Source organism: Bacillus sp. NPDC077411 (assembly GCF_044543425.1).
GTDB lineage: Bacteria > Bacillota > Bacilli > Bacillales > Bacillaceae_G > Bacillus_A > Bacillus_A bruguierae.
Window position 1 is genome coordinate 113,959 of record NZ_JBITWA010000015.1, and the last position, 21,560, is coordinate 135,518.

Here is a 21,560-nt window from a genome sequence, read left to right on the forward strand (position 1 = left end):
ATTATTAATGAAGAATAGAAGAGAGGGACTCTGAGGTTAATAAGGGTCTTCATTTGATGAAAAAAGGGAGAATTAGAAATGGCTTCATTTTTTAAAGGTATAGAAACATTAAATAAACTAGTTTACATTCAGCTTAATGAAATATTAAAAATGCTTGATAAAAAATTGGACTTAAAGATTTATTCTATAGTATTAGATAATAACAACAGTTGTAAAGAAATATTAAGAGTGAAAAAAACCCTATCATTTAATAATAATTATGAGACAGAGATTAGTCAGGAAAATCTTAATGAGTTGACATATGTATTTAATGAATTGGGATTAGATGTTACTTTTAAGGACAAACAAATTAGGACGGAATTTAAAAATTATTGCAATCAGCAAAAAAAATTGAGTTCAAGAAATGAATTGACTGAATTTCAAGATAATATAAATTTAATTGATGTTGAAGAGGTTAATACGAAATCAACATACATTCATGAAGATAATTCAAGAATTTTGTATATGAATAGTTTTAATATCAGGGTGGGTAAAGTAATCGGGACTGTAAATTATATAATTGAAATTAGAAATGTAGATCTAGAAGTAATTGACTTATTTTACAATACCCCGGACTTAAGCTTTTTAAGAATGGCTTTAGATTATTTTTTTATTGATTATTTTGTTGAGAATAAAAATAATACTTTAAACGTAGGTAAAAATTATACAATAAATAAAAAGTATAATGAAGACTGTATACAGTTTAATAGAAGGATAACGAGACTCTATTTTGGAAAATTACAAGAAATATTACTTAAAAAGAGCGAGCTTAAAGAAATACAACTTATATTTAATAATGAATTGAATAATCAGTATTATATTAATAATATGTTAGAAAAAATAGATGATATTTCAAATCATACGTATGAAGGAAAAAGCCCATTTGGATCGATCTTATTTTTTAGTAGTAAAGTGTTAAAAAGTAATGTAAATCTTGTTGACTATACTATTAGGTTTCAATCTGATGATTTAATTGCATTAAATGATGCAAAGTTGATTAGAAAATTACTTGAATTGACCAATAATGAAAATGATCTTTATTTAATTTCCGATCATGAAATGATTTATGGTTTAGGGAAAATAAATTGGACTCAATTAAACGATTATATTTTGTTTAGGATTGATTTTAAAGGATTATCTAAATATAATATCCAACTAATAACAGTAAAAGAAAATGAATCAAGTAACGGGGTATTATTAGTTGAAAATGGAAAAAAAGTATATAAGACAAGCAAAAACTTAGAAGTTATTGATAAAAATCTTATAAATATATCTTTTAAAAGTCCTATAATGGGGGGAGAAGGGTATACTAGCGAAAAATTTAAACGACTTCTCAAGTCCAAGTATTTTGATGAAGAACTAAAAGTAAATGAAGATGTAATTGAATATCTTGAACAAGTAGTAATGTACGCTAGAGAGCAGAAGCACGGAACTATGGTCGTAATCACTGACTATGAAACTGCTGTTTCTGAACTAAAAACGCTAAAGAAACAGTCAATTTTGATAGAAGCTACAGAAATTATTCCTGAATACATTCAATTTCTTACGTCTATTGATGGTGCAATTTATTTTGATACGAATGGTAAGTGTCATGCGATAGGTGTAATATTAGATGGAATTGCCAAGGAAAATATAGGTGATGCTAGTAGAGGAGCTAGATATAACTCTGCATATCGATATTTAGAAAAACTTAAAGAAGTAAATAAAAAATGTGTTATTGTTATCATTTCAGAAGATGGCATGGTAAATCTAATACCCGAGACGGATAACGAAGAAAAAATATATGAATTATTTCAACAATTGATTGATTTAATAAATGAAGATAATGAAAATGCAGGACCTGAAATTAATAGAATAGAAGAAACATTAATGAGTAATGAAAATATTGATTATCATTTGTTTTTTAAAGTAGCTGAGATATATCGTGGTAAGGATTGTTATGAAAAGGCCATTGAGTATTACGAAAAGGGATTGGCTGTTGCTGGAAGAAACATTATTTTGGTTAAAAATTATAGATATTTGGCTAATTTATATTTTGCTTATGCTAGAAAATCAGAGACACAGAAAAAACATTATTATGAAAAAGCTAGAGAATTTTATGATAAATATATAGTTAAAGCAAATGAAAATGAGTTAAATCCCCATGATTATAACCAAAGTGGAATCACATATAAAGTTCTCGGTGAGTTTGAAAAATCGGAAAAATTAAAACAGATATTTTATCAAAAAGCATTCCACGATTATTCCAAAGCTATTGAAATTTTAAAATCGAGTGCAATCATTTTTTCAAATCGATCAAATGTTGCTAAAAAAATGGGAATGATCAAAGAATCGTTGGAGGACTTAATTGAGGCCGAATTTATTTCTTCAAATGAAGAATATATTAATGGTATTATGGATTTAATTGAAAGTGATATTAAATGGATTGATTATTGTATTCAAATCATACTTGAAAAAAATTATAATAAATCAAAAGGTGAGAATTTAATTAAGAAACTTGAAGAATATGTGGAAAGCATAAAAGAAATAAATCCTGAAATCGCTGTATCACTTGAAAGACTTAATTAATAGGTATTGTGAAACTACATTTGTATATTATGCAATATTTGAAGGGAAAATAAGCATTAAAAAGGAGTTTTCTCATAAGCCAAACTTTGACATTGAGATGCTCCTTTTTTACTTATAAGTTTAAGTACTACATCTAATTGATAAAACTAAATTCAGATATAGGTGTAGCTTTGAAATAAAGGCGTACTGTTTAGAAAAAAGCTGTACCGTTTTAAAGTTATACCATTTAGAAAAAAGTTGCATTGTTTTATTCTTTTTCGATTGAAGAATTCTAAGTGAGTTTAAATCACACTTTTTTATAAAAAATAACTCCTCCACAAAATTAAACCCACCCATTTTGATCAAATTTTTTTAAAAATGAGTGGGTTTCTTCTATTGGAAAATAAACATTGGTAGCACGATTTTAATTGAACTTTATTCCAAACCAACAAAATAATGAGGTAATTAATATTTAAGATTTAATAGTGTTGTGTCGAGAGTGAGTGGTTTGTAAATTTAAGTCTGTTTATATTGCCCCTATTTACAAAAAAGTGATTTTGTAAATAGAGGCATAAAAAAGTATTTTTCATTTAATAATTAATGGGTTTTGATGAGACTTTTTTTGTTGTTTTAATAATAATATTGTGTTAATGAAATTGCATATTATGAAAAAGCTTAAGGAAATGTTTTCATTTTTCGTTTCAATCTCGAAATATTTTCGTGGATACTTTTACCTCGCCGATACATATATTCGTATGATTTATATGCAACTTCAGGTGGAATCTTTAGATAGGAGTAGGTGTAAATGGAGCAGAAACTTGTAAGAGCTTTAAAATCTAAGTCGCAGATACAAATAAAGTATAACGATACGGAACGTACGATAGATCCCTTATACTTACTAAAGTATACAAATTTTCTATATGTCGCTGGATATTGTCATTATCGCGAAGAACATCGGATTTTTAGGCTATCAAGGATTCAATCTTGTGAAGTTCTGGGAGAGGAAATTCAGACTTCAATTGTCCCTTTTGAGCAGATTAATATCGGAGTATGGAGCCGAAGTAAGGTTACTGTACTACAAACGGTAGGAGGAGAGATACTGCCCCCTTCGAAATCATCTAGCGTTCGTCAAGATCCCTATGATAATCCGAAACCAAAAATGGAGTATCCCAAGAAAGTCCATTTTAACAAAATGGAAAGAGAAGGAACATGTCGTAGCCCCATGGAAGAGATTGTGTTTACTGAACTTGATAATGATCCATCTGTGGGAAGCTTTGAAGTTGAGCCATTTAAGATACCTTATGTATTTAAGGGGCGTTCGAGTCATTATGTCCCGGACGTACTAGTTCTTTATAAGAATGGTAGAAAGGAGCTTATTGAGATTAAGTTATCAGGAGACATCTCATTCCCTAAGAATCAGGCGAAATTCATGGCAGGAAGAGATTATGCGGAAAAGAATAATATGCATTTTGTAGTGCGAGGAATTCATGGGACATCCGGCCCTTTTCATAAAATTGATGAACTCGATTGGGAACTCGCAAAAGATTATAAGAAATCTCATACATTTCCTATAACCCCCCCAATGAACAATACGTCTATCCGAAGGAATTATCAAAAAACACAGACGAAAACGGCTATTACAACTCTCGCTGAAAAAAAAGAATCTGGATGGGGGTGGATCATGTGGGTCATCGTGGCCTTGTGGATTTTATCTTCTTTTGTGAAATAGTTCGCCTTACTTTGTTAGCCCCCGGAACGAAAATGAGAAAACTGCATAAAAAAATGACTCATTTGAGCCATTTAATTAATCTGCTATTGCTCTATTCCTCTTCATCTTTTACGGCCAAGCCACATCTGAGCCAACCCTTAAAACAAGGGTTGGCTTTTAAGTGTTGCTATGTAGATGGTTTGAGTATATCAATTGTTGATACACCACTCGTTAAAAAAACTATTCACTTGTCTGAAGCTTTTCCAAGGAAGTAAGATTTAAGCCATTCCATATAACTAAATGAACACATTTATCTCTTTTCTCATTTTGCCATGTAAAGGAGGTAATTCTCTTTTTTGTCGAAGTTTCCAAAAGAGGTTAACCATTATAAATTGTGAGGTGTTGTCATGAAATCCTATTGGAAGGTATTAAGTCCTATTGCTTTTGTAGGAATAATTCTTTGTTCAATTCCAACATACGCGGCCGGAAAAACGTTGCAGAAATATTAGGACTTTTAGATGAAACAGTTCGTAGGATGTGCACGTAGGTAAAATTCCAGGTGCATTCCAAAACAAACTAAATGGTTGGAGGGTACAAAAGCAAAACTTTAAACGATCGTTAGAAGAGGTTCACCAATCTAAGGAACTGTTGAATACAATGAATGACAAGACATTAGAACTCCTTGGAAAAGATATTAATGAGTTCAACATATAGCAAGTTGAAGGTATCAATTATGTTAAACAAAAACACTTTGAGTCAGAGTATGTCTTAATCTTTATGAAAAAATATAATGAGTATGGGTTGGAACCCCTATTAGAAATTTGTTTCCGACAGACAAAGGGAACATGGAGATAAATAAAGATGATTAAGCAAAGAAACAAGGCACATTATTTGTTATAATTAGCATGTAGTGTTACAAGTAATGTGTGTAAATTTAATAAGGAATTTTATATTTCAATACAAAGAAAGATATAAAATGTATTGCTGTTATCTGTGTAAGACTAAATAAATAGAAAAGATTACTTCTAGAGCTTGGAAATAAAGGTTTTTTTAGTGATTACACAAAATAGCAAGTTAGTATATGCGAAGGGCAAGTGATTGGTGATAGTGTTATTTATAATATAAAAGCACCGAAACAAGTGTATCGTCTATTATTAAATGAATGGACACCAGATGAGGTGAACGCAGGGTTGAAGCAAATTAGACCAAACTCGGATTTACGTCCATTGCAAGATGCAGGAGTAAGTAGACAATGGGCAGATTGGGCGATTGGAATAAATTTAACTTCCGTTGCGACACTTAAGTATCAAAAAGGAACAGGGCAAGCGTTAAATATTGGACGCGTTTTATTGCCTACCTTGAAAATCATTTATGATCGAGATAAAGAAATCGAAACGTTTGTACCAGAGAACTATTATAAATTAGTTGCTACTTTTAAAACGCAAAGGGAAGAAGAATTTGAAGCAACTTATATGGAGGAGCAAGAGGAGAAGTTTAAAAATAAGGCTACTTTAGATGAAATATATAATATATTACAACGTTCTTCAGGAGAAATTATAGATAAACAGGTTGAACGAAAAAGAGAATATCCCCCTTTTCTATTTAACTTATCTAATTTACAAGGATATGTTACAAGTAAATATAAAGGGTGGACATCAGATAAAGTTTTAAAAGTGGCCCAGTCTTTATATGAGAAAAAATATATTACTTATCCCCGTACAGGAAGTACTGCCTTAGAAGAAAGCTTAGTTGGACGAGCAGCCAAAGTTTTGGAAGTAGTAAAAAAAGGATTACCATACGAAAGTGAAATCTCTTTTGTTCAAACAAAACGAGTATTCAATAACGCAAAAGTGGAAAGTCATAGTGCCATCATGCCTACGTACGTGCTTCCTAAATCATTAACAAGTGACGAGCAAATTGTATATACAGCAATCAAGAATCGTTTTATCATGCAATTTATGCCTGTAGCAGAGCATGAAGAAACACGTATTCAGATTAAAATTAGTGATTCCTCAATAAAAGGTGTATTTATTGCAAAAGGTCGTGTTCAAATTGTTGAAGGTTGGCGTAAAGTCGAGAAAATTGAATCAAAAGATAAGATGTTACCATTTGTAGAGTTTAAAGAGCAACTTGAAATTACAAATGCAGATGTTACTTCTCATGTAACAAAACCACCAAAACATCATACAGAGAAAACTTTGTTACGATTGATGGAAACTTGTGGGAAAAATTATGATGAAGAAGAAGCTGTGTTAAGTGGTTTTAGTATAGGGACTCCAGCTACTAGAGCGGAAACAATTAAGAAACTGAAGGATATAGGTTATATTTTTTCAAAAGATAAAAGTTTATTATGTAGTGAGTTAGGTCGAAAAATTGTAGAAACATTTCCTGTGAAAGAGTTGTTTGACTTGGAGTTTACGGGTAAATTAGAAAAAGCCCTGTCGGACATGGAAAAAAAGAAAGTGAGTCGAAGTGTTTTTTTAAACTTTATCTTTGATTTTACAAGAAAGTCAGTAGAAATGATTAAAAATGACCAAGATGTTATCTTACACCATGCTACAAGAGAACCGAAAAAGGTAGAGGTTTTAGGGGAATGTCCAGTTTGTTCAGCCTCTATTGTTGAAGGACAAAAAGGTTTTGGATGTTCGGATTGGAAGAATGGGTGTAAGTTTGTTATTTGGAAAAATGATAAGTTTTTAGCAACAATGAAGAAAAAACCAACGAAAACAATGGTTAAGAAGTTGTTAAAAGATGGAGAAACGTTAGTTAAAGGTTTAACGAGTAAAAAGGGAAATAAATTTGATGCGATATTGAGATATGAAAAAAATCCTGAGAATGAATTTTTTAGTTGGACAATGAGTTTTGTAGAGAAAACATCTCAATGAGATTTTTAATGATGAAAATATAGGTTCGATTGAAAATGAGAAGATTAGAAAAACCTCAATAATGAGGTTTTTCTAATTATAGTGCTTAGTCAAAAGGAAGTATCCTATACAAAAACAGGTATAGGAAAGCACACGTATTTTTTGTCTTTATTAAAAAATATAAAAGGCCTGTCAATAATAATAAAAGTTTTTCGAAAATTTTGTTATATATGTAAATCACCCCTTATTAGGGTGTGAAATTTCCAAATATTCATTTAGAATAACTTGATTATTAATAATAATGATATTCAGTTTTTTTCTAGCTCTTGTTACCATCTGAAAAAGCATTTTTGTTGCATCATAATAGTAAGCCTTAGTGTTTAGTTTACCATTTTCGTCATAGAAAAAATATTGATCTAATACAGCAACTACATTATCATATTCCTGTCCAACGACATTATGTGTGCTTTCATCAGCGGCACTTTGAAAATTGTCATATGGTAGCCTTGGAAGATGAATGGAATAAGTGCGTAGAGTATTTGAATAATATAGTTTCTTCATACAGTATTGAAGAAATAGAGGGAAGTATTTCGAAAGCGAATAAGCTTGAAGATTTTTTTAATGAAATCCCATTGGTAGGACCATCTATACTGATTGGGAGAGAGTCTATCATCTAGTAGTAGTAACGGGGTATTGAGAGATTATTTTTATTGTTGTGTAAAAAATGAAATATGTTTCATGTTTAACCAGTGATATTTTCAAAATATTGCTGGTTTTTATTTTAATATAGAAATTCCTTTTCATGTACCTAAAAGGATACAATAGAAATATCAAAAAAGTGGCCCGAAGGAATGTGAAAAAATGGTAAAAGAGCAGAGTTATAAGTCAACTATTAAGTCTCGTCCACTTCTGTTTTTAGAAACAAAGAAGGTTTCTTCCTTGTTATATCAAGGGTTGAAAGAATTTGAAGTGAAAGAAAAAGAAATTGTGGAAAATATCTTCCAAGTTAATACAGAATCAAGAAAAAAGGAAATTGCATCAAGTGTTTTGGCCCGTTTAAAAATATTGGATGAGTATTTAATTAGGGAAATTGGACATGGAGATATAGAATCCAGCAAGGCAATTGTATTATACGCTATTATGAAAACGGACCGTTTGTTTTTTGAATTTATGAATGAAGTGTTTAAAGAGAAGTTTGTTTTTGGAGAAGCTTTTCTGACAGATGCTGATTTTAATATATTCTTTGAACATAAACAGCAGCAAAGTGAAAAAGTTGCATCATGGAATGATTATACGCTTTATAAATTGAAACAAGTTTACATTAGAATATTATTTGAAGCAGGTTATTTAAAGAACCAAAAAGGAAATAGAGAAATCGAAAGACCGCTATTAAATGTTGATGTGGTAGAGCATATACGCGCATTAGGTGACAATATATATTATGAATAGTACCCTTGGAAAGGAGGTTTAAAGTTTTATACAGGTGTGTACAAAACTAATTTATGTATATTATTAAACTATGCATCTAGCTTAGCTAGAAGGATTGATATGATTTATACGCATTTTTTACTAATGGTGTCAACTTCATTGAGTAGAGAATGAAATGTAAACGTATGCAAAAGTTCTAGAAAGGTGTTTTTCTCAACGTGTATACTATTGATGATATGTACTTTCCAGTGGATTTTTTATAAGGTGTTTTAAAAAAGAGGAATGGATTTCATTAGTATTACGGATTATAATTTGAGAAATGAAGAATTTAGAAAAGGTGTGCCTTTAAACAGAAAAAATCAGCAAAATAGTAGGAGATAAGTAGAGATTCTTCACAATATAACGTCTTTGTATCTAAAAAATAATGAAGAGAAAAGAAACACTTCCCCAAAAGTCACAATTGAATAACTTTTGAGGAAAAGAATCTTCAGAAATTAAAGGTTTGATTTAATAGGTAATAACCATAAAGTCTTTTATTATTAATTATCAAGTAATAAGATTTCTTGTTCTACAAATTCCATTAAGTCTTTAATTGTTTCCTCAGAAAAATCGAATTTTATACCTGCAGCTTGATAGACTTCTTTTAGGGATTTAGAGCTTCCTAAAGACAGCGCTTTTTTAAAATTTGATAAGGTTTGTTTAGGATTTATCTTATATTGTTTGTACATCTGTAGGGCTCCTAGTTGAGCAATAGCGTATTCAACGTAATAAAATGGAACCTCAAATATATGAAGAACCGATAACCATTGTATTTCCAACCACTTCTCATAACCTGTCCAGTCGACAAAGTTGGAATCATACTTTGTCATTAACTCTTTAAACACTTGATTCCTTTCTTTACTTGTATGTATTGGATTTTCATATAGCCAGTGTTGGAATTGGTCAATGATAATGGTAAAAGGGAGGTATTCAACTATCGATCTTAATTGTTCTCTCTTTGCATTTTTTAAATCTATCTCATTTGAATAAAATTCACCCCAGTGTTCCATTGTTAATAATTCAAGGGTCATACTTGCTAATTCCGATGATTCCATAGGAATATTTCTATACTCTTTAATCTTAATATCCTTCATCATTTCGTTGTGTAGGCAATGTCCCATTTCGTGTAAAAAAACTACAATATCATTTTGCGTATAGGATAAGTTCATAAAAATAAAAGAGAGTTTAGAATTAGGAAGATATTCACAAAAGCCTCCAGGAGCTTTACCTTTTCTACTCTCTAAGTCTATACAGCCTTGTTTAAGCATGGTCCTAACAAGGTCTGAGAAAGTTGGATCAATCTTTTCCAAGATATTTATACTCTTCTCTATTAAATCTTCCGAATCTTTAATGAGTCCTAAATTGTTTTGTTCAGAAGGGGTTGCCCTTATATCACAAGGTTGAAAAACTTCTAAGTTAAGTACTTCTTTTTGGTGTTTCTGTAATTTTTCTTGTAGTGGGACTACATACTTACGAATTGATTCAGCTAAATTTGTGCAGTCCTCAGGTGTATAGTCAAGTCTTTCATACTTCTTAAACATATAATCTCGATAATTAGTTAGTTCTGTATTTATTGCTTTTTTATGTCTAATCTGGAGTAAATTGTCCATAATTAGTTGGAGTTCATCTTCAACTGATAACATCTTGTTTGAAATCAATGTTAACGCTTTTTCCCTGATATTTTTATTTGGATCTTGAAGATAAGAATATATGTCATTGAGAGGTATTTCAATACCTTCCCACTTTACCATTAAGTTTCCTGTTAGATCAAAATATCTTGTTATTAATTTATCTTCTTCGATTTCTAAACCTATATTCTCTTCATTAAATAAGTCCTGTGAATTTTGTGATTTCTGTTTTAGTAAATCAAAATTTCTTGTATCTAATTTAATTAAACAATCAGAGAGTTTCTGGTTTAATAAACTTTCATTTTGTTTCAAAAGGGGTTTTACATTCTGCTGATTAAACTCTAGTTTTTCCTTAGTATCAGAACAATTTGTATCACATTGATATTTAATATAGTCATGCATAAGGTGCTCATCAATAATATCAAGTAGTTCGGTCTTCTTTTCTAACCAAATTTCTAGTTCTGATAAAGAGCAGGGGTTATCATTAAGTAAAGTATGAAACCTATTTTGTAATGTTTCTAAATCTTTCGAATAAAAATCTGTTTTATGTAGCATTAGTCGATTCGCCTCCTAAGTATATTATTCGTTTTTGAGTTCAAGACTAAAAAATTGTATAACTTATATATTGAAATTTCCTTCTTGATCTTGATGTAAAAAGAATTTGTATAAATTCTGCTCATTGTCAATTGAAACTCTTGGGGGAAAGCTTTCTATACTAGAACATATTGTGAATCTGTAATTAGGATCTATGTTGTATTGTTTAAAGAAATAATGGTAGGAATCTTTAATATCTTCTAATTTAATTCCATTAGTAGAAATTTGAACTGAAAACGAATCTAATGCCAGTTGTAGGCCTTTTCCTATAGCTTTGACATAGCTTTCCTTACTAGTCCACAAATCATAGAAGTGAATTAGTTGTTCATTCTTTTTCATTTTTATTAATGAATAATATTCTTTTTCTGAAAAAAAATCTTTTGCAATGTTTATGTCAATAGGTTTTATTTTTTCTATGTCGACGCCAAGGGGGGAATTACTAAATGCACATACTACCCAGCAACCAGAATGTGCAATATTAAAGTGGATATTTTTAGGATCTTCTATCATTGGTTTCCCATAAGCATTTTTTCTCAAAACTATTTGTTTTAAGTTATAGTTTTCTAGAAGTATTTTTTTTACAAGTAATTCAGCTATTAGCGATCTTCGTGCATCGTCTTCATGAATAAATCGTTGTATTTTATGTTTTTTTTCTAAACTAACAAACTTTAATAATGATAACCAATTATTTACTTTTTGTTCTAATTTAATAGCTTGAATTGTTATCACAGACAAATATCCTTTCGTAATTATTTATTTAACAGTATACATTATACGATATTTTCAGTAAATTTCACATATTTTCACTTTTTTGTTATTTTATTATTTAAAAATAAAGAAAATTCGTTGAAATATTTTTAATATTTGTATATAATTTTTTATAGATTGGTTATTATTACAATTTAATGTAAATTTATTGTAATTGTATGTTTGTAGAATTTTATGTATAGGAGATTATTTATGTACTTAATTTGTTTACCGCATGCTGGTGGTCTATCGACAGTATATAAAGAGTGGAGTAAGTATTTAAATCCACATATTAAATTGCATGCAGTTGAATTGGCAGGCAGAGGGAGTAGAGTTGAAGAAGCTTTTTATAAAAGCTTGGATCAAATGATTGAAGATATACTATGTAATATTAGACCCATAATAGAACAAAATAATTATGCTTTGTTTGGCCATAGTATGGGAAGTTTATGTGCTTACGAGTTATATTTTAAGATTAGGGAAAAAGGGCTAAATGAGCCTTCCCACATATTTTTTTCAGGTTATGGTGCACCTGAGAAAGAGAGTGAATGTGAAATGCCAGATGTATCAAAAATGGAAGATAATGATTTTATGGCTTTTTTGAAAAACATTGGTGGTACACCTAATGAAATATTGGAAAATGAAGAGTTAAGAAATTTATTTGTTCCTGTGATTAAGAATGATTTCAAATTAATTAGGGAATACAATTTTGTTGATAAAGGTAAGATTGATAGTGCTATCTCAGTTTTCTATGGGAACAGAGATAGTATTAGTTTAGAAAATCTATTGGAATGGAAGAATTGTACGTCAAAGAAATGTAGATTTCAGGTTTTTGATGGTGATCATTTCTATATTTACAAAAATACAACATGTATAAACCAACTTATAAAGCACATCATTTTATCCTAAAGGTTAAAGGAGGAGAGATAATAATGCTTAAAGAACTATCTAGTGCACAGAAGAGAATATGGTATCTTGAAAAGACAACACCAGGTACTTCAATGCATAACATTGGTGGTACAGTAAAATTTAAGGGAACAGTTGATCCAAATATTTTGAGAAAGGCTGTTCATATTTTAATTAATAAGCAAATAGTTTTGAAAACGACAATAGTAGAGCAACAAGGCATACCATTCCAATTTCTTAATAATTCCATGGATTATAAAGTAGATTATATTGATTTTAGTAAGATGGAGTTTCCTACTAATTCCTCTAGGGAATGGATACGCATGAAGTTTCTAGAGCCGTTCTCATTTGAAAAAGAACCATTGTTCTATTTTGCGATTTACAAAATAGATGATGAGGATTATGGGATTCTTGCCAAGTTTAACCACATAATTGTGGACGGTTGGTCTTTTCAAGTATTACAGAGGGATCTATTGGAAATTGTTCAAAATCTTATATTAGTACCTGAGAAAAATTATACGGTAAGTAGTAGTTCGTATATGGATTATATTGAAGACGAGCAGATTTACTTAAAATCAAGAAGATTTTCTAAGGATAGATTGTTTTGGAATAAAAAATTTCAAGATAAACTTAACTCCTCTCTTCAAACCTATTCTAAGGAACTTAATACAAACAGAGTGGTTTTTGATTTAGACAAATCTTTAGTTAGGAGATTAAGGAATTATGTAAAAGAGAATGGTTGCAATCTGAGTAGTACAATGCTTTCAGTCTTTTATACTTTCTTATACCGTACAACTCTAGAAGAGGAAATTACAATTGGTGTTCCTGTATATAATAGATTTAGACAATTTAAAGAGACTGTCGGTATGTTTACTAGTACGGTTCCTTTGAAAATTCATATCAATCCAAGGGATAGCTTTAGAGAAATTTTGTCAAATGTTCATAAAGAAATGTTTTATTGCTTAAATCATCAGCGCTATCCATATGAGATGTTGCTACAGGACTTGTCGGTAAAAAAGTACGGTGGAGATGGATTATTTAATACTAGTTTTAATTTTCATAACACAAATTTTAAACAGAAGATATTTGGGATTGAAGTTGAAACCGTGGAGTATCCCCCTTCTCATCAATATTTTCCACTCCAAATATCAGTTAGGGAAACTGGAAAAGATGATGTTTCATTAGCATTTGACTATAAAACGACTGAGTATAAAACAAGTGATATAGAGAGATACTATGGATTTTATTGCAATATTCTCAATGAGGTTATTACAGATGACAAGGTTGAAATATTAGAAATTGGACTACATAACAATAGTATAGTTGAGAGATTTAATAGTACTAATAAGGATTTTCCAAAAAATAAGACCGTGCTAAATCTTTTCGAACAACAGGTAGAGCAGAATCCGGATAAAATAGCCTTGTCCTTAAATGATTCTAAAATAACTTATGGTGACTTGAGTAGAAAGGTTAATCAAGTAGCTTCATTTCTAAAGTGTAAGGGCGTCATGCCTAATGACATTGTAGGTATAATGGGAGATCATTCGGTAGAATTAGTTACTACTATTTTAGCCACATTGAAGCTAGGAGCAGCTTTTCTTCCAATAGATACACAACAACCAATTGAACGTGTTAATTTTATGCTAAATGATTCAAATTGCAAAATTTTATTGTCGGATTATGAATATTTGGAACAATTAGACTTTAAAGGCTGTATATATAAAATTAAAGATAGTTTAGAAGGTAAAATTCAAGATTTAGATGTTAAGGAAGAATCTAATAACAACATTAACTCTTTAGCTTACGTAATATACACATCAGGCTCAACAGGTGTTCCTAAAGGTGTCAAAATTGGTCATACTCAATTAATGAATTACATATGGTGGGCCAGAGGTACTTACGTTAAATCGAATTATGAAGTATTTGCTTTTTACTCCTCTATCTCTTTTGATTTAACAATAACGTCTATCTTTACTCCTCTAGTTTCAGGAAGTGAGCTAAGGATATATCCTAATAATTTCACGAAATTCAATTTATTGGATGTTTTAGAGGAGAAAAAAGTAACAGTTTTAAAATTGACTCCTTCACATTTAAGGATCGTAAGAGATTTAGATATTAAGAATTGGTCTATTAGGAGATTAATTATAGGTGGGGAAGATTTAAAAACCGAATTAGTAAGGAATATTGTAGATAATAGCAACCATGAAATTGAGGTTTTTAATGAGTATGGTCCTACTGAGACAACAGTTGGCTGTATGATTCATAAATATACTGATCAGGATAACTTAGAGAGTTCTGTTCCAATAGGGAAACCAATAGCAAATACTCAAGTTTATATCTTAGATAAAAACAAGCATATAGTACCACCTGGTGTCAAAGGTGAGATATTTATTGCAGGAGATAGTGTCTCTGAAGGTTATATTAATAATGACTCCTTAAATTCAACTAGTTTCCTTGATAATCCATTCATAAAAGGTACTAAAATGTATAAAACTGGAGATATCGGTATCTACTATGAAGATGCCATAATAAGATATGTTGGCAGAATAGATAGTCAAGTAAAGATAAGGGGACACCGTGTTGAATTAGGAGAGATTGAAAAGGTTCTATTAAAACATAACTTCATAAAGGATGCTGTAATTCTTAAACGGTCCTTTAAAGGAGAGTATATACTATATGCCTATATAATATGTGAGGGACCATGTAATACTACAGAAATTAAAAGTTGGCTAAGCAAACAAGTTCCTCGATATATGATTCCTGGGAAGTTTATTCAATTAAGTGAGTTTCCGCTAACTCCGAATGGAAAGGTAAACAAAGATTTATTACCATATGAAAATGAAGAAAAAATTGAATTTATTAAACCAACCACTCAGAAAGAGAGAGATTTGATACAAGTTTTAGAAGAAGTACTGCAACTAAAAGAGGTTAATTTAGGTGGTAATTTTTATGAAGTTGGTGGGGATTCTATTAAAGCGATTCAAGTAGTATCTAAATTATCTCAGAGAGGTTGGAGTATTAGAGTTTCAGACTTTTTGTCTAAAGAGACCTTAATTGAGATTGCCCACAGTATGGAAAAAGAGCATAAAAATAAAGATAGCTTTTATATAGAAGAAGGTGTTGTAAAACATACACCTATTTCTAAATGGTTTTTCTCTCTAGAAAATAAAATGGAGAATTATTGGAATCAATCTATGATGCTTAAAATCAACTATAGTATCAATCAGGAGAGTATAGAGAGAGTCTTAAACAAAATAGTCCTACACCATGATACGTTGCGTTTAAATAAAGATCTTTTATCAGGAAAACTTTATTATAATAACAAGCATTTAGAAGATTCAATCAAGATAAAAGTATACGATTTAGCTGATCTTCCACTCGAAGAGGCAATGGAGAGAGTAAAAGAAATAGGGCAAGTAGAAAAAGCTAACTTTAATATAGCTGAAGATTTGTTATTCAAGGCTTCTATCATAAAATTAGATGATAAAAGAGAATATTTATTATTGACTGCACATCATCTGGTTATCGATGGTGTATCTTGGAGAATTATAATAGAGGATATAGAAAGTTTATTATATCAGACAAGTATAAAAACTAGTTTAACACTTCCTCCAAAAACAGATTCTTTTAAAAAATGGGCAGATAATTTATTCGATTATTCAAATAATGATTTCTCGACAGAGATTCAATATTGGAGTGATATTGTAAAAAAAATAATGAATTTTCCGACGGACTCTGATGGTCTTTATATGAAGGATTACTATAAAGATACAAGAGTATTGGAAGCAAAGTTAGATAAAGAGTTAACTAAAAACTTATTAAGTAAAAGTTTACAAATTTATAATCAAGGAATTCAGGAGACTTTAGTCTCAGCATTGGCACTAACAATAACGTCAATAACCTCTCAAAATGATATTGTTATTGAGGTTGAAAGGCATGGTAGAGAAGATATATCCCCAGATGTTGACATATCTCGTACAGTGGGCTGGTTTACAAGTATGTATCCTTTATACCTAAAGATATCTGAAAATGGAATTGAATCGAATTTAAAATCATTAAAAGAACAACAAAATAATGTTCCTTTTAAAGGATTTAACTTCGGGATTATTAAGTTCTTAAAACAGCAATTTAATGAAGTTCATAGTAACTTAATTAGATTCAATTATCTAGGTGATTTTAGTACATTATCAAGCGGCCGTGTATTTTCTTTATCTCCTATTAGCACAGGAGAAGATGTTGCTGAGGATAATGTGTTTGAACCGCTAATAGAAATAAACTCCTATATATACCAGGGAGAGTTAAATTTAATATTTAGATATAGTAGAAATAAACTTGGTTATGAGAATATTAGAACTTTTATAGATTGTTATGTAGAGCATATAAACGGAATACATGATCATTTAGTTAAAAAGACTTCAGTAGAATTTACTCCTTCCGATTTTAAGGATGCTGAAATCAGTCAGGAGGATTTAGATATTCTATTATTAAGCTGAAAAATAATTTAGTTGGTTTCTTGTAGCTTTACAAAGTAGAGATTTATTGGAGTAAACAAATGAAAAAAATATTAAATGTGCTCTTAATTCTTCCTATCTTACTTTTGATAATTTCAGGGGATAATAGAGGGATTGCTAAACAAAAAGTATGGGATAGTTCAAAAGAAATAGATAGCTTAATAGAGTCTAAGATGAAAAAAGGAAAAATCCCTGGATTAGCTATAGTACTAATTAAGGATGAAGAGGTTTATAAAAAGGCTTACGGTTATGCGGATACAGATTTAAAGGTACCTGTAACAACATCTACCTACTTCGAGTTAGGATCAACAACAAAGGCATTCACAGCTCTAGCAATCTTAAAATTAGCAAATGAGGGAATAATAAATTTAAATGATAATATCAATAAGTATATTCCCTCACTTGATATAAACCATAAAGGAGAAAAGGTTAATATTTCTGTGAATGAGCTATTACAGCATACGTCTGGTATTTCTTTTTATCAATTTGCTTCATTATCTATTTCAAATAATAAAAATAATTTGGAGAGAGATTTAGAATCAAAACCTATTACACTAGTTAATTCACCTGGGGCTAGTTTTAATTATTCATCAATTAATTACGATATTCTTGGGTTATTAATACAAAAGGTGACAAGAAAGAGTTATGAAGAGTACATAGAGGGTGAACTACTACCCTCTATTGGCCTAAAAAATACATTTGTCGATCCTGAAAAGATTCCAGATAGTATGTTAGCTACTGGTTATAAAACAGTCTTTTTTAGTCCGAGTAAGTATGTAGCTCCTACGTATAAAAGTAATGTTCCAGCGGGATACTTGTATTCTAATATTAATGAATTTGAAAAATGGATAAAATTTCATTTGCATAATGAAAGTAATATCTTTTTAAAGTTAAATAAGGAACTTAGCATCTTTAAAACAGATTTTAGAATAGAGGGAAATATCTTCTATGGATACGGTTGGTATATAGAAAAACAAGGTCATAAAAATACTTACTATCATAGAGGTGATAATCCAAACTATTCTTCTTACATTAGTTTTATACCTGAAGAGGGTCTCGGAGTTGCTGTTTTAACAAATGTAAGTTCTGATTTTACAGACAATATAGGTGAGTCAATACTTAATATAGTAAGAAAAAAGACAATTGTTGAAGATATAAAAGATACTAATATGAATTATGGTAAGGTTCTCTTTGGAATATCTATTTTTTTATGTATAACACTAACGTTACTTTTGGCGTTTACTATTAGATTAGTAAGGCAAATCATCTATCGAGAGAGAATATTTATTAAAAAACATCTTTGTTTTATATTATTAAATATTATTCTAACTATAAGTGTTATATATTCTTTTTCCATTTTGCCAAACTTATTAGATCAAAATATTTCTTGGGGATTTTTGGTGGTATGGCTACCTACTGGATTACAGTTTACTCTATTGATTGCTTTACTCAATGTAATAGTAATATTCATATACTTACAAATAACATTATTTTCTAAGAAGGTAATTTTAGAAAGGGGAAATATTTATAAATGGGAAAGCAGATAAAGAGGGAAAATGTACAAGATATCTTAAGATTAACACCGATGCAAGAAGGTCTTTTATTTCATTATTTAAGCGGAAATGAGAGCAGTGAGTACTTTGAGCAATTAGACATTAACCTTAGTGGGGAGATAAATATTGAATTATTAGAAAAGGCTTGTAATCTATTGGCTCAGTCCAATCCTACATTAAGAACTGTATTTAAATGGAGAAATATAGATAAGCCTATACAAATTGTATTGAAGAAAAAAGATATTGACTTTCAATACCATAACTGGATTGCTTGTAAAAAAGAGGAACAAGAGCGACAAATTAATCTTTTGAAAGCAAATGATAAGGAACAAGGCTTTGACTTGGAGTATGTTCCTTTTAGAATAAACCTTTGTAGATTAGGTGAAAAGGAATACAAACTGATTATTAGCTATCACCATATAATATTAGATGGGTGGAGTATAGGCATAGTCACTAAGGAGCTTCTAACTTATTATTATAAATTAGTACAAGGAGATATGGTAAGTCCTGTGCCTAAAAGTAGTTTTAAGGAGTTTATCCAATATATAAATGGAATAGATAAAGAGCATCAGAAGAATTTTTGGGGAAACTACCTATATCAAATGGATAACAATTCTATCTCTTCTTTAAATTTATCAACTTCTTACACAAAAAAGATAGAACATATCGTATTTTCATTGAAAGAAAATCTTTTAAATAAGATAAAAAGGTTTACAAAACAGGAAAAAATTAGTTTAGCTTCTTTTTTCTATGCTGCTTACAGTATCTTATACTATAAGTATACAAATACCAAAGACGTTGTATTTGGTACAACTACATCTGGTAGAAATATTCAAATAGATAATATAGATCAAGGAGTAGGGTTATTTATTAACACTACCCCTCTAAGGGTCATTCTTGAAAAAGAACAAGATATAGTAAAGCTTTTAAAAGATGTTAATAAGCTTATAATTGATAGAAAAGATTTTGAACTAACATCTTTAGCTGAAATTGCAAATTCTATTGGAACCGCTCCAGGGAAGTTATTTGATTCCATAGTTGTTATAGAAAACTATCCTCTAGAAAAACAAATTTATAACAATAAAGATGTAAAATTATCCGTTGATTCGTTTCACATTGAAGAAGAAACAAACTATAATCTTGTAGTTACAATTAATACTTTTGACGATATTTCTATTGATATCTCATATAACACGCAAGTTTTCAGTAGAGAATTTATGGAACAAATGGCTGAAGACTTTGAGATGATTCTTTCCTTTATAATAGAAAATAAAGAACAAACCGTTAATGATATTAAATTATTATCTAAAAATGAAGAAAAACATTTACTGTCTATTTTAAATGATACAGTAATAGAATATCCGAAAGATAAAACAATCCATAAGTTGTTTGAGGAACAAGTGGAACAATCTCCAAATCGAGTGGCTGTAGTGGCAGGAGAAAGCCGGTTGACTTACCAAGAATTAAATGAGCGGGCAAACCAGTTAGCGCGTACCCTTAGAAGTAAGGGGATAGGTCCGGATACAGTCGTTGCGATTATGACAGAACGGAATACAGATATGTTAGTAGGTCTATTGGGTATACTGAAGGCAGGCGGTGCGTATCTTCCAATTGATCAAAAATTACCAAAACAGCGCATCGAATTTATGTTGAGGGATAGTAAAACAGGGTATATCCTTGGACAGGAAAAGCTGTTAGATACAGTAGAATTTGAAGGAACTAAAATCTATTTGGACAGTGAAAGCTCGTATCATATTAACGGCCACAATCTTGAGGAGGCATGTATGCCTAATAATTTGGCATACGTTATCTACACTTCAGGTTCAACAGGTACACCAAAAGGAGTTATGATTGAACATCAGTCCGTTAACAACTTTATTGAGGGGATGTCCAACAACCTTCAACTAGAGAAAGATATGAGGATGTTAAGTTTAACATCAATTTCATTTGATATTTTTGTATTAGAAACTATTTTTTCACTAGTAAAAGGGTTACGAGTAGTCATAGCCTCTTCTCAGCAACAGTTAGATATTCAAGAACTAGAAAAATTGATAAAAGAAAACTCGATTAATATAATACAGTCTACTCCTTCTCGGATGAGAAGTTTATTAGAACTAAAAAATCTACCAAATATTGAAAAGATAATTATTGGTGGGGAAGCACTGGGTAAAGATTTAGTAGTGAAAATCAAACAACTGACGGGCGCCCAACTATACAATGTATATGGCCCAACTGAAACGACAATATGGTCAACACTGAGTGAAATCGGATCTGAGAAAACTACTGTTAATATCGGAAAACCGATTGCCAATACACGTATTTATATTTGTAATGACAGAGAACTAGTTCCAATTGGAGTCGCAGGTGAGTTATGTATTGCAGGAGAAGGGCTTGCAAGAGGATATCTTGGCAATCCGACATTGACCGCAGAAAAGTTTGTGGAGAATCCATTTATTCCAGGTGAGAAGATGTACCGGACAGGTGACTTGGCAAGGTGGTTACCCGATGGTAACTTAGAGTTTTTGGGACGAATAGATCATCAGGTCAAAATCAGAGGGTACCGAATTGAACTTGGAGAGATTGAACATCAGCTATTGAAACACGAGGATGTGGAGGAAGTAGTTGTCATGGACCGAGAAGATGAAGTTGGTGAAAAGTATCTGTGTGGATATGTTGTCGCCAAACGTGATATCTCAGTAGCTGAACTAAGACAAACTTTGTTGGCTGAATTACCGGATTACATGATTCCATCTTACTTTATCCAGTTGGAGAAGTTTCCTTTAAATACAAATGGAAAGCTAGACCGGAAGGTCCTTCCGACTCCAGATTGGTCATCGATGGGCCACGTGGAGTATGTAGCGCCTAGAAACGAAACAGAGGAGCAATTGGCTCATCTTTGGCAAGAAATTCTATCTTTAAACCGGGAAGTTGGGATTCATGAAAACTTTTTTGAATTGGGCGGTCATTCCCTAAGAGCTACATCCTTGGTGTCAAAG

At 30.7% G+C, this 21,560-nt stretch carries 12 protein-coding genes; 9 read left to right on the plus strand and 3 right to left on the minus strand.

What is annotated here, in order from left to right; translation table 11 throughout:
* Positions 1-78 precede the first annotated feature (78 nt).
* The 4 genes from ACIGHG_RS18345 to ACIGHG_RS18360 all read left to right on the plus strand — a co-directional run bounded on the left by ACIGHG_RS18345 (position 79) and on the right by ACIGHG_RS18360 (position 7,179).
* The gene (locus tag ACIGHG_RS18345; protein WP_396549781.1) at positions 79-2,607 is read left to right on the plus strand and encodes a tetratricopeptide repeat protein; all 2,529 of its coding nucleotides are present in this window, start codon (positions 79-81) and stop codon (positions 2,605-2,607) included.
* A gap of 784 nt (positions 2,608-3,391) precedes the next feature.
* On the plus strand, positions 3,392-4,315 hold the full coding sequence (locus ACIGHG_RS18350) for a TnsA endonuclease N-terminal domain-containing protein (RefSeq protein ID WP_396549783.1): 924 nt from the start codon (positions 3,392-3,394) through the stop codon (positions 4,313-4,315).
* Between the two features lie 516 nt (positions 4,316-4,831).
* Entirely contained in the window at positions 4,832-5,008 is a 177-nt protein-coding gene (locus ACIGHG_RS18355; RefSeq protein WP_396549784.1) for a hypothetical protein, read from the plus strand.
* A gap of 380 nt (positions 5,009-5,388) precedes the next feature.
* Positions 5,389-7,179 (plus strand): type IA DNA topoisomerase, encoded by a 1,791-nt coding sequence (locus tag ACIGHG_RS18360; RefSeq protein WP_396549786.1) that lies wholly within the window; start codon positions 5,389-5,391, stop codon positions 7,177-7,179.
* A gap of 216 nt (positions 7,180-7,395) precedes the next feature.
* Here ACIGHG_RS18360 and ACIGHG_RS18365 read toward each other — a convergent pair whose 3' ends face one another.
* Complete coding sequence (locus ACIGHG_RS18365; protein ID WP_396549788.1) at positions 7,396-7,719, minus strand: hypothetical protein; 324 nt, start codon at positions 7,717-7,719, stop codon at positions 7,396-7,398.
* A 300-nt stretch (positions 7,720-8,019) separates the two neighbouring features.
* On the opposite strand from ACIGHG_RS18365, the gene brxA reads away from it, so the two are divergent.
* On the plus strand, positions 8,020-8,607 hold the full coding sequence (brxA, locus tag ACIGHG_RS18370; RefSeq protein WP_396549790.1) for a BREX-1 system RNA-binding protein BrxA: 588 nt from the start codon (positions 8,020-8,022) through the stop codon (positions 8,605-8,607).
* A 518-nt stretch (positions 8,608-9,125) separates the two neighbouring features.
* On the opposite strand, the gene ACIGHG_RS18375 is transcribed toward brxA, so the two are convergent.
* Both ACIGHG_RS18375 and ACIGHG_RS18380 read right to left on the minus strand, forming a co-directional pair.
* A complete protein-coding gene (locus ACIGHG_RS18375) occupies positions 9,126-10,808 on the minus strand; it encodes a M3 family oligoendopeptidase (RefSeq protein ID WP_396549792.1) in 1,683 nt (560 codons plus the stop codon).
* Between the two features lie 63 nt (positions 10,809-10,871).
* The gene (locus ACIGHG_RS18380) at positions 10,872-11,576 is read right to left on the minus strand and encodes a 4'-phosphopantetheinyl transferase family protein (protein WP_396549794.1); all 705 of its coding nucleotides are present in this window, start codon (positions 11,574-11,576) and stop codon (positions 10,872-10,874) included.
* Positions 11,577-11,807: 231 nt separating this feature from the next.
* Here ACIGHG_RS18380 and ACIGHG_RS18385 point away from each other — a divergent pair, with 231 nt between their 5' ends.
* From ACIGHG_RS18385 to ACIGHG_RS18400, 4 genes are all read left to right on the plus strand, one after another.
* On the plus strand, positions 11,808-12,503 hold the full coding sequence (locus tag ACIGHG_RS18385; RefSeq protein WP_327974474.1) for a thioesterase II family protein: 696 nt from the start codon (positions 11,808-11,810) through the stop codon (positions 12,501-12,503).
* 23 nt (positions 12,504-12,526) lie between these two features.
* Positions 12,527-16,993 carry an amino acid adenylation domain-containing protein gene (locus ACIGHG_RS18390; protein WP_396549796.1) on the plus strand — a complete coding sequence of 1,489 codons (4,467 nt, stop codon included), beginning with the start codon at positions 12,527-12,529 and terminating at the stop codon, positions 16,991-16,993.
* 59 nt (positions 16,994-17,052) lie between these two features.
* Positions 17,053-18,558: a serine hydrolase domain-containing protein gene (locus ACIGHG_RS18395; RefSeq protein WP_396549798.1), complete on the plus strand. Its 1,506-nt coding sequence runs from the start codon at positions 17,053-17,055 to the stop codon at positions 18,556-18,558.
* The coding region (locus ACIGHG_RS18400; RefSeq protein ID WP_396549800.1) for a non-ribosomal peptide synthetase at positions 18,543-21,560 on the plus strand (3,018 nt) is incomplete at its 3' end. The genes ACIGHG_RS18395 and ACIGHG_RS18400, both read left to right, overlap by 16 nt.

Coding starts and splice junctions, on each gene's coding strand:
- ACIGHG_RS18375 (WP_396549792.1), bottom strand. CDS start 10,808: ATGCTACATAAAACAGATTTTTATTCGAAAGATTTAGAAACATTACAA.
- ACIGHG_RS18390 (WP_396549796.1), top strand. CDS start 12,527: ATGCTTAAAGAACTATCTAGTGCACAGAAGAGAATATGGTATCTTGAA.
- ACIGHG_RS18385 (WP_327974474.1), top strand. CDS start 11,808: ATGTACTTAATTTGTTTACCGCATGCTGGTGGTCTATCGACAGTATAT.
- ACIGHG_RS18345 (WP_396549781.1), top strand. CDS start 79: ATGGCTTCATTTTTTAAAGGTATAGAAACATTAAATAAACTAGTTTAC.
- ACIGHG_RS18365 (WP_396549788.1), bottom strand. CDS start 7,719: ATGAAGAAACTATATTATTCAAATACTCTACGCACTTATTCCATTCAT.
- ACIGHG_RS18395 (WP_396549798.1), top strand. CDS start 17,053: ATGAAAAAAATATTAAATGTGCTCTTAATTCTTCCTATCTTACTTTTG.
- brxA (WP_396549790.1), top strand. CDS start 8,020: ATGGTAAAAGAGCAGAGTTATAAGTCAACTATTAAGTCTCGTCCACTT.
- ACIGHG_RS18350 (WP_396549783.1), top strand. CDS start 3,392: ATGGAGCAGAAACTTGTAAGAGCTTTAAAATCTAAGTCGCAGATACAA.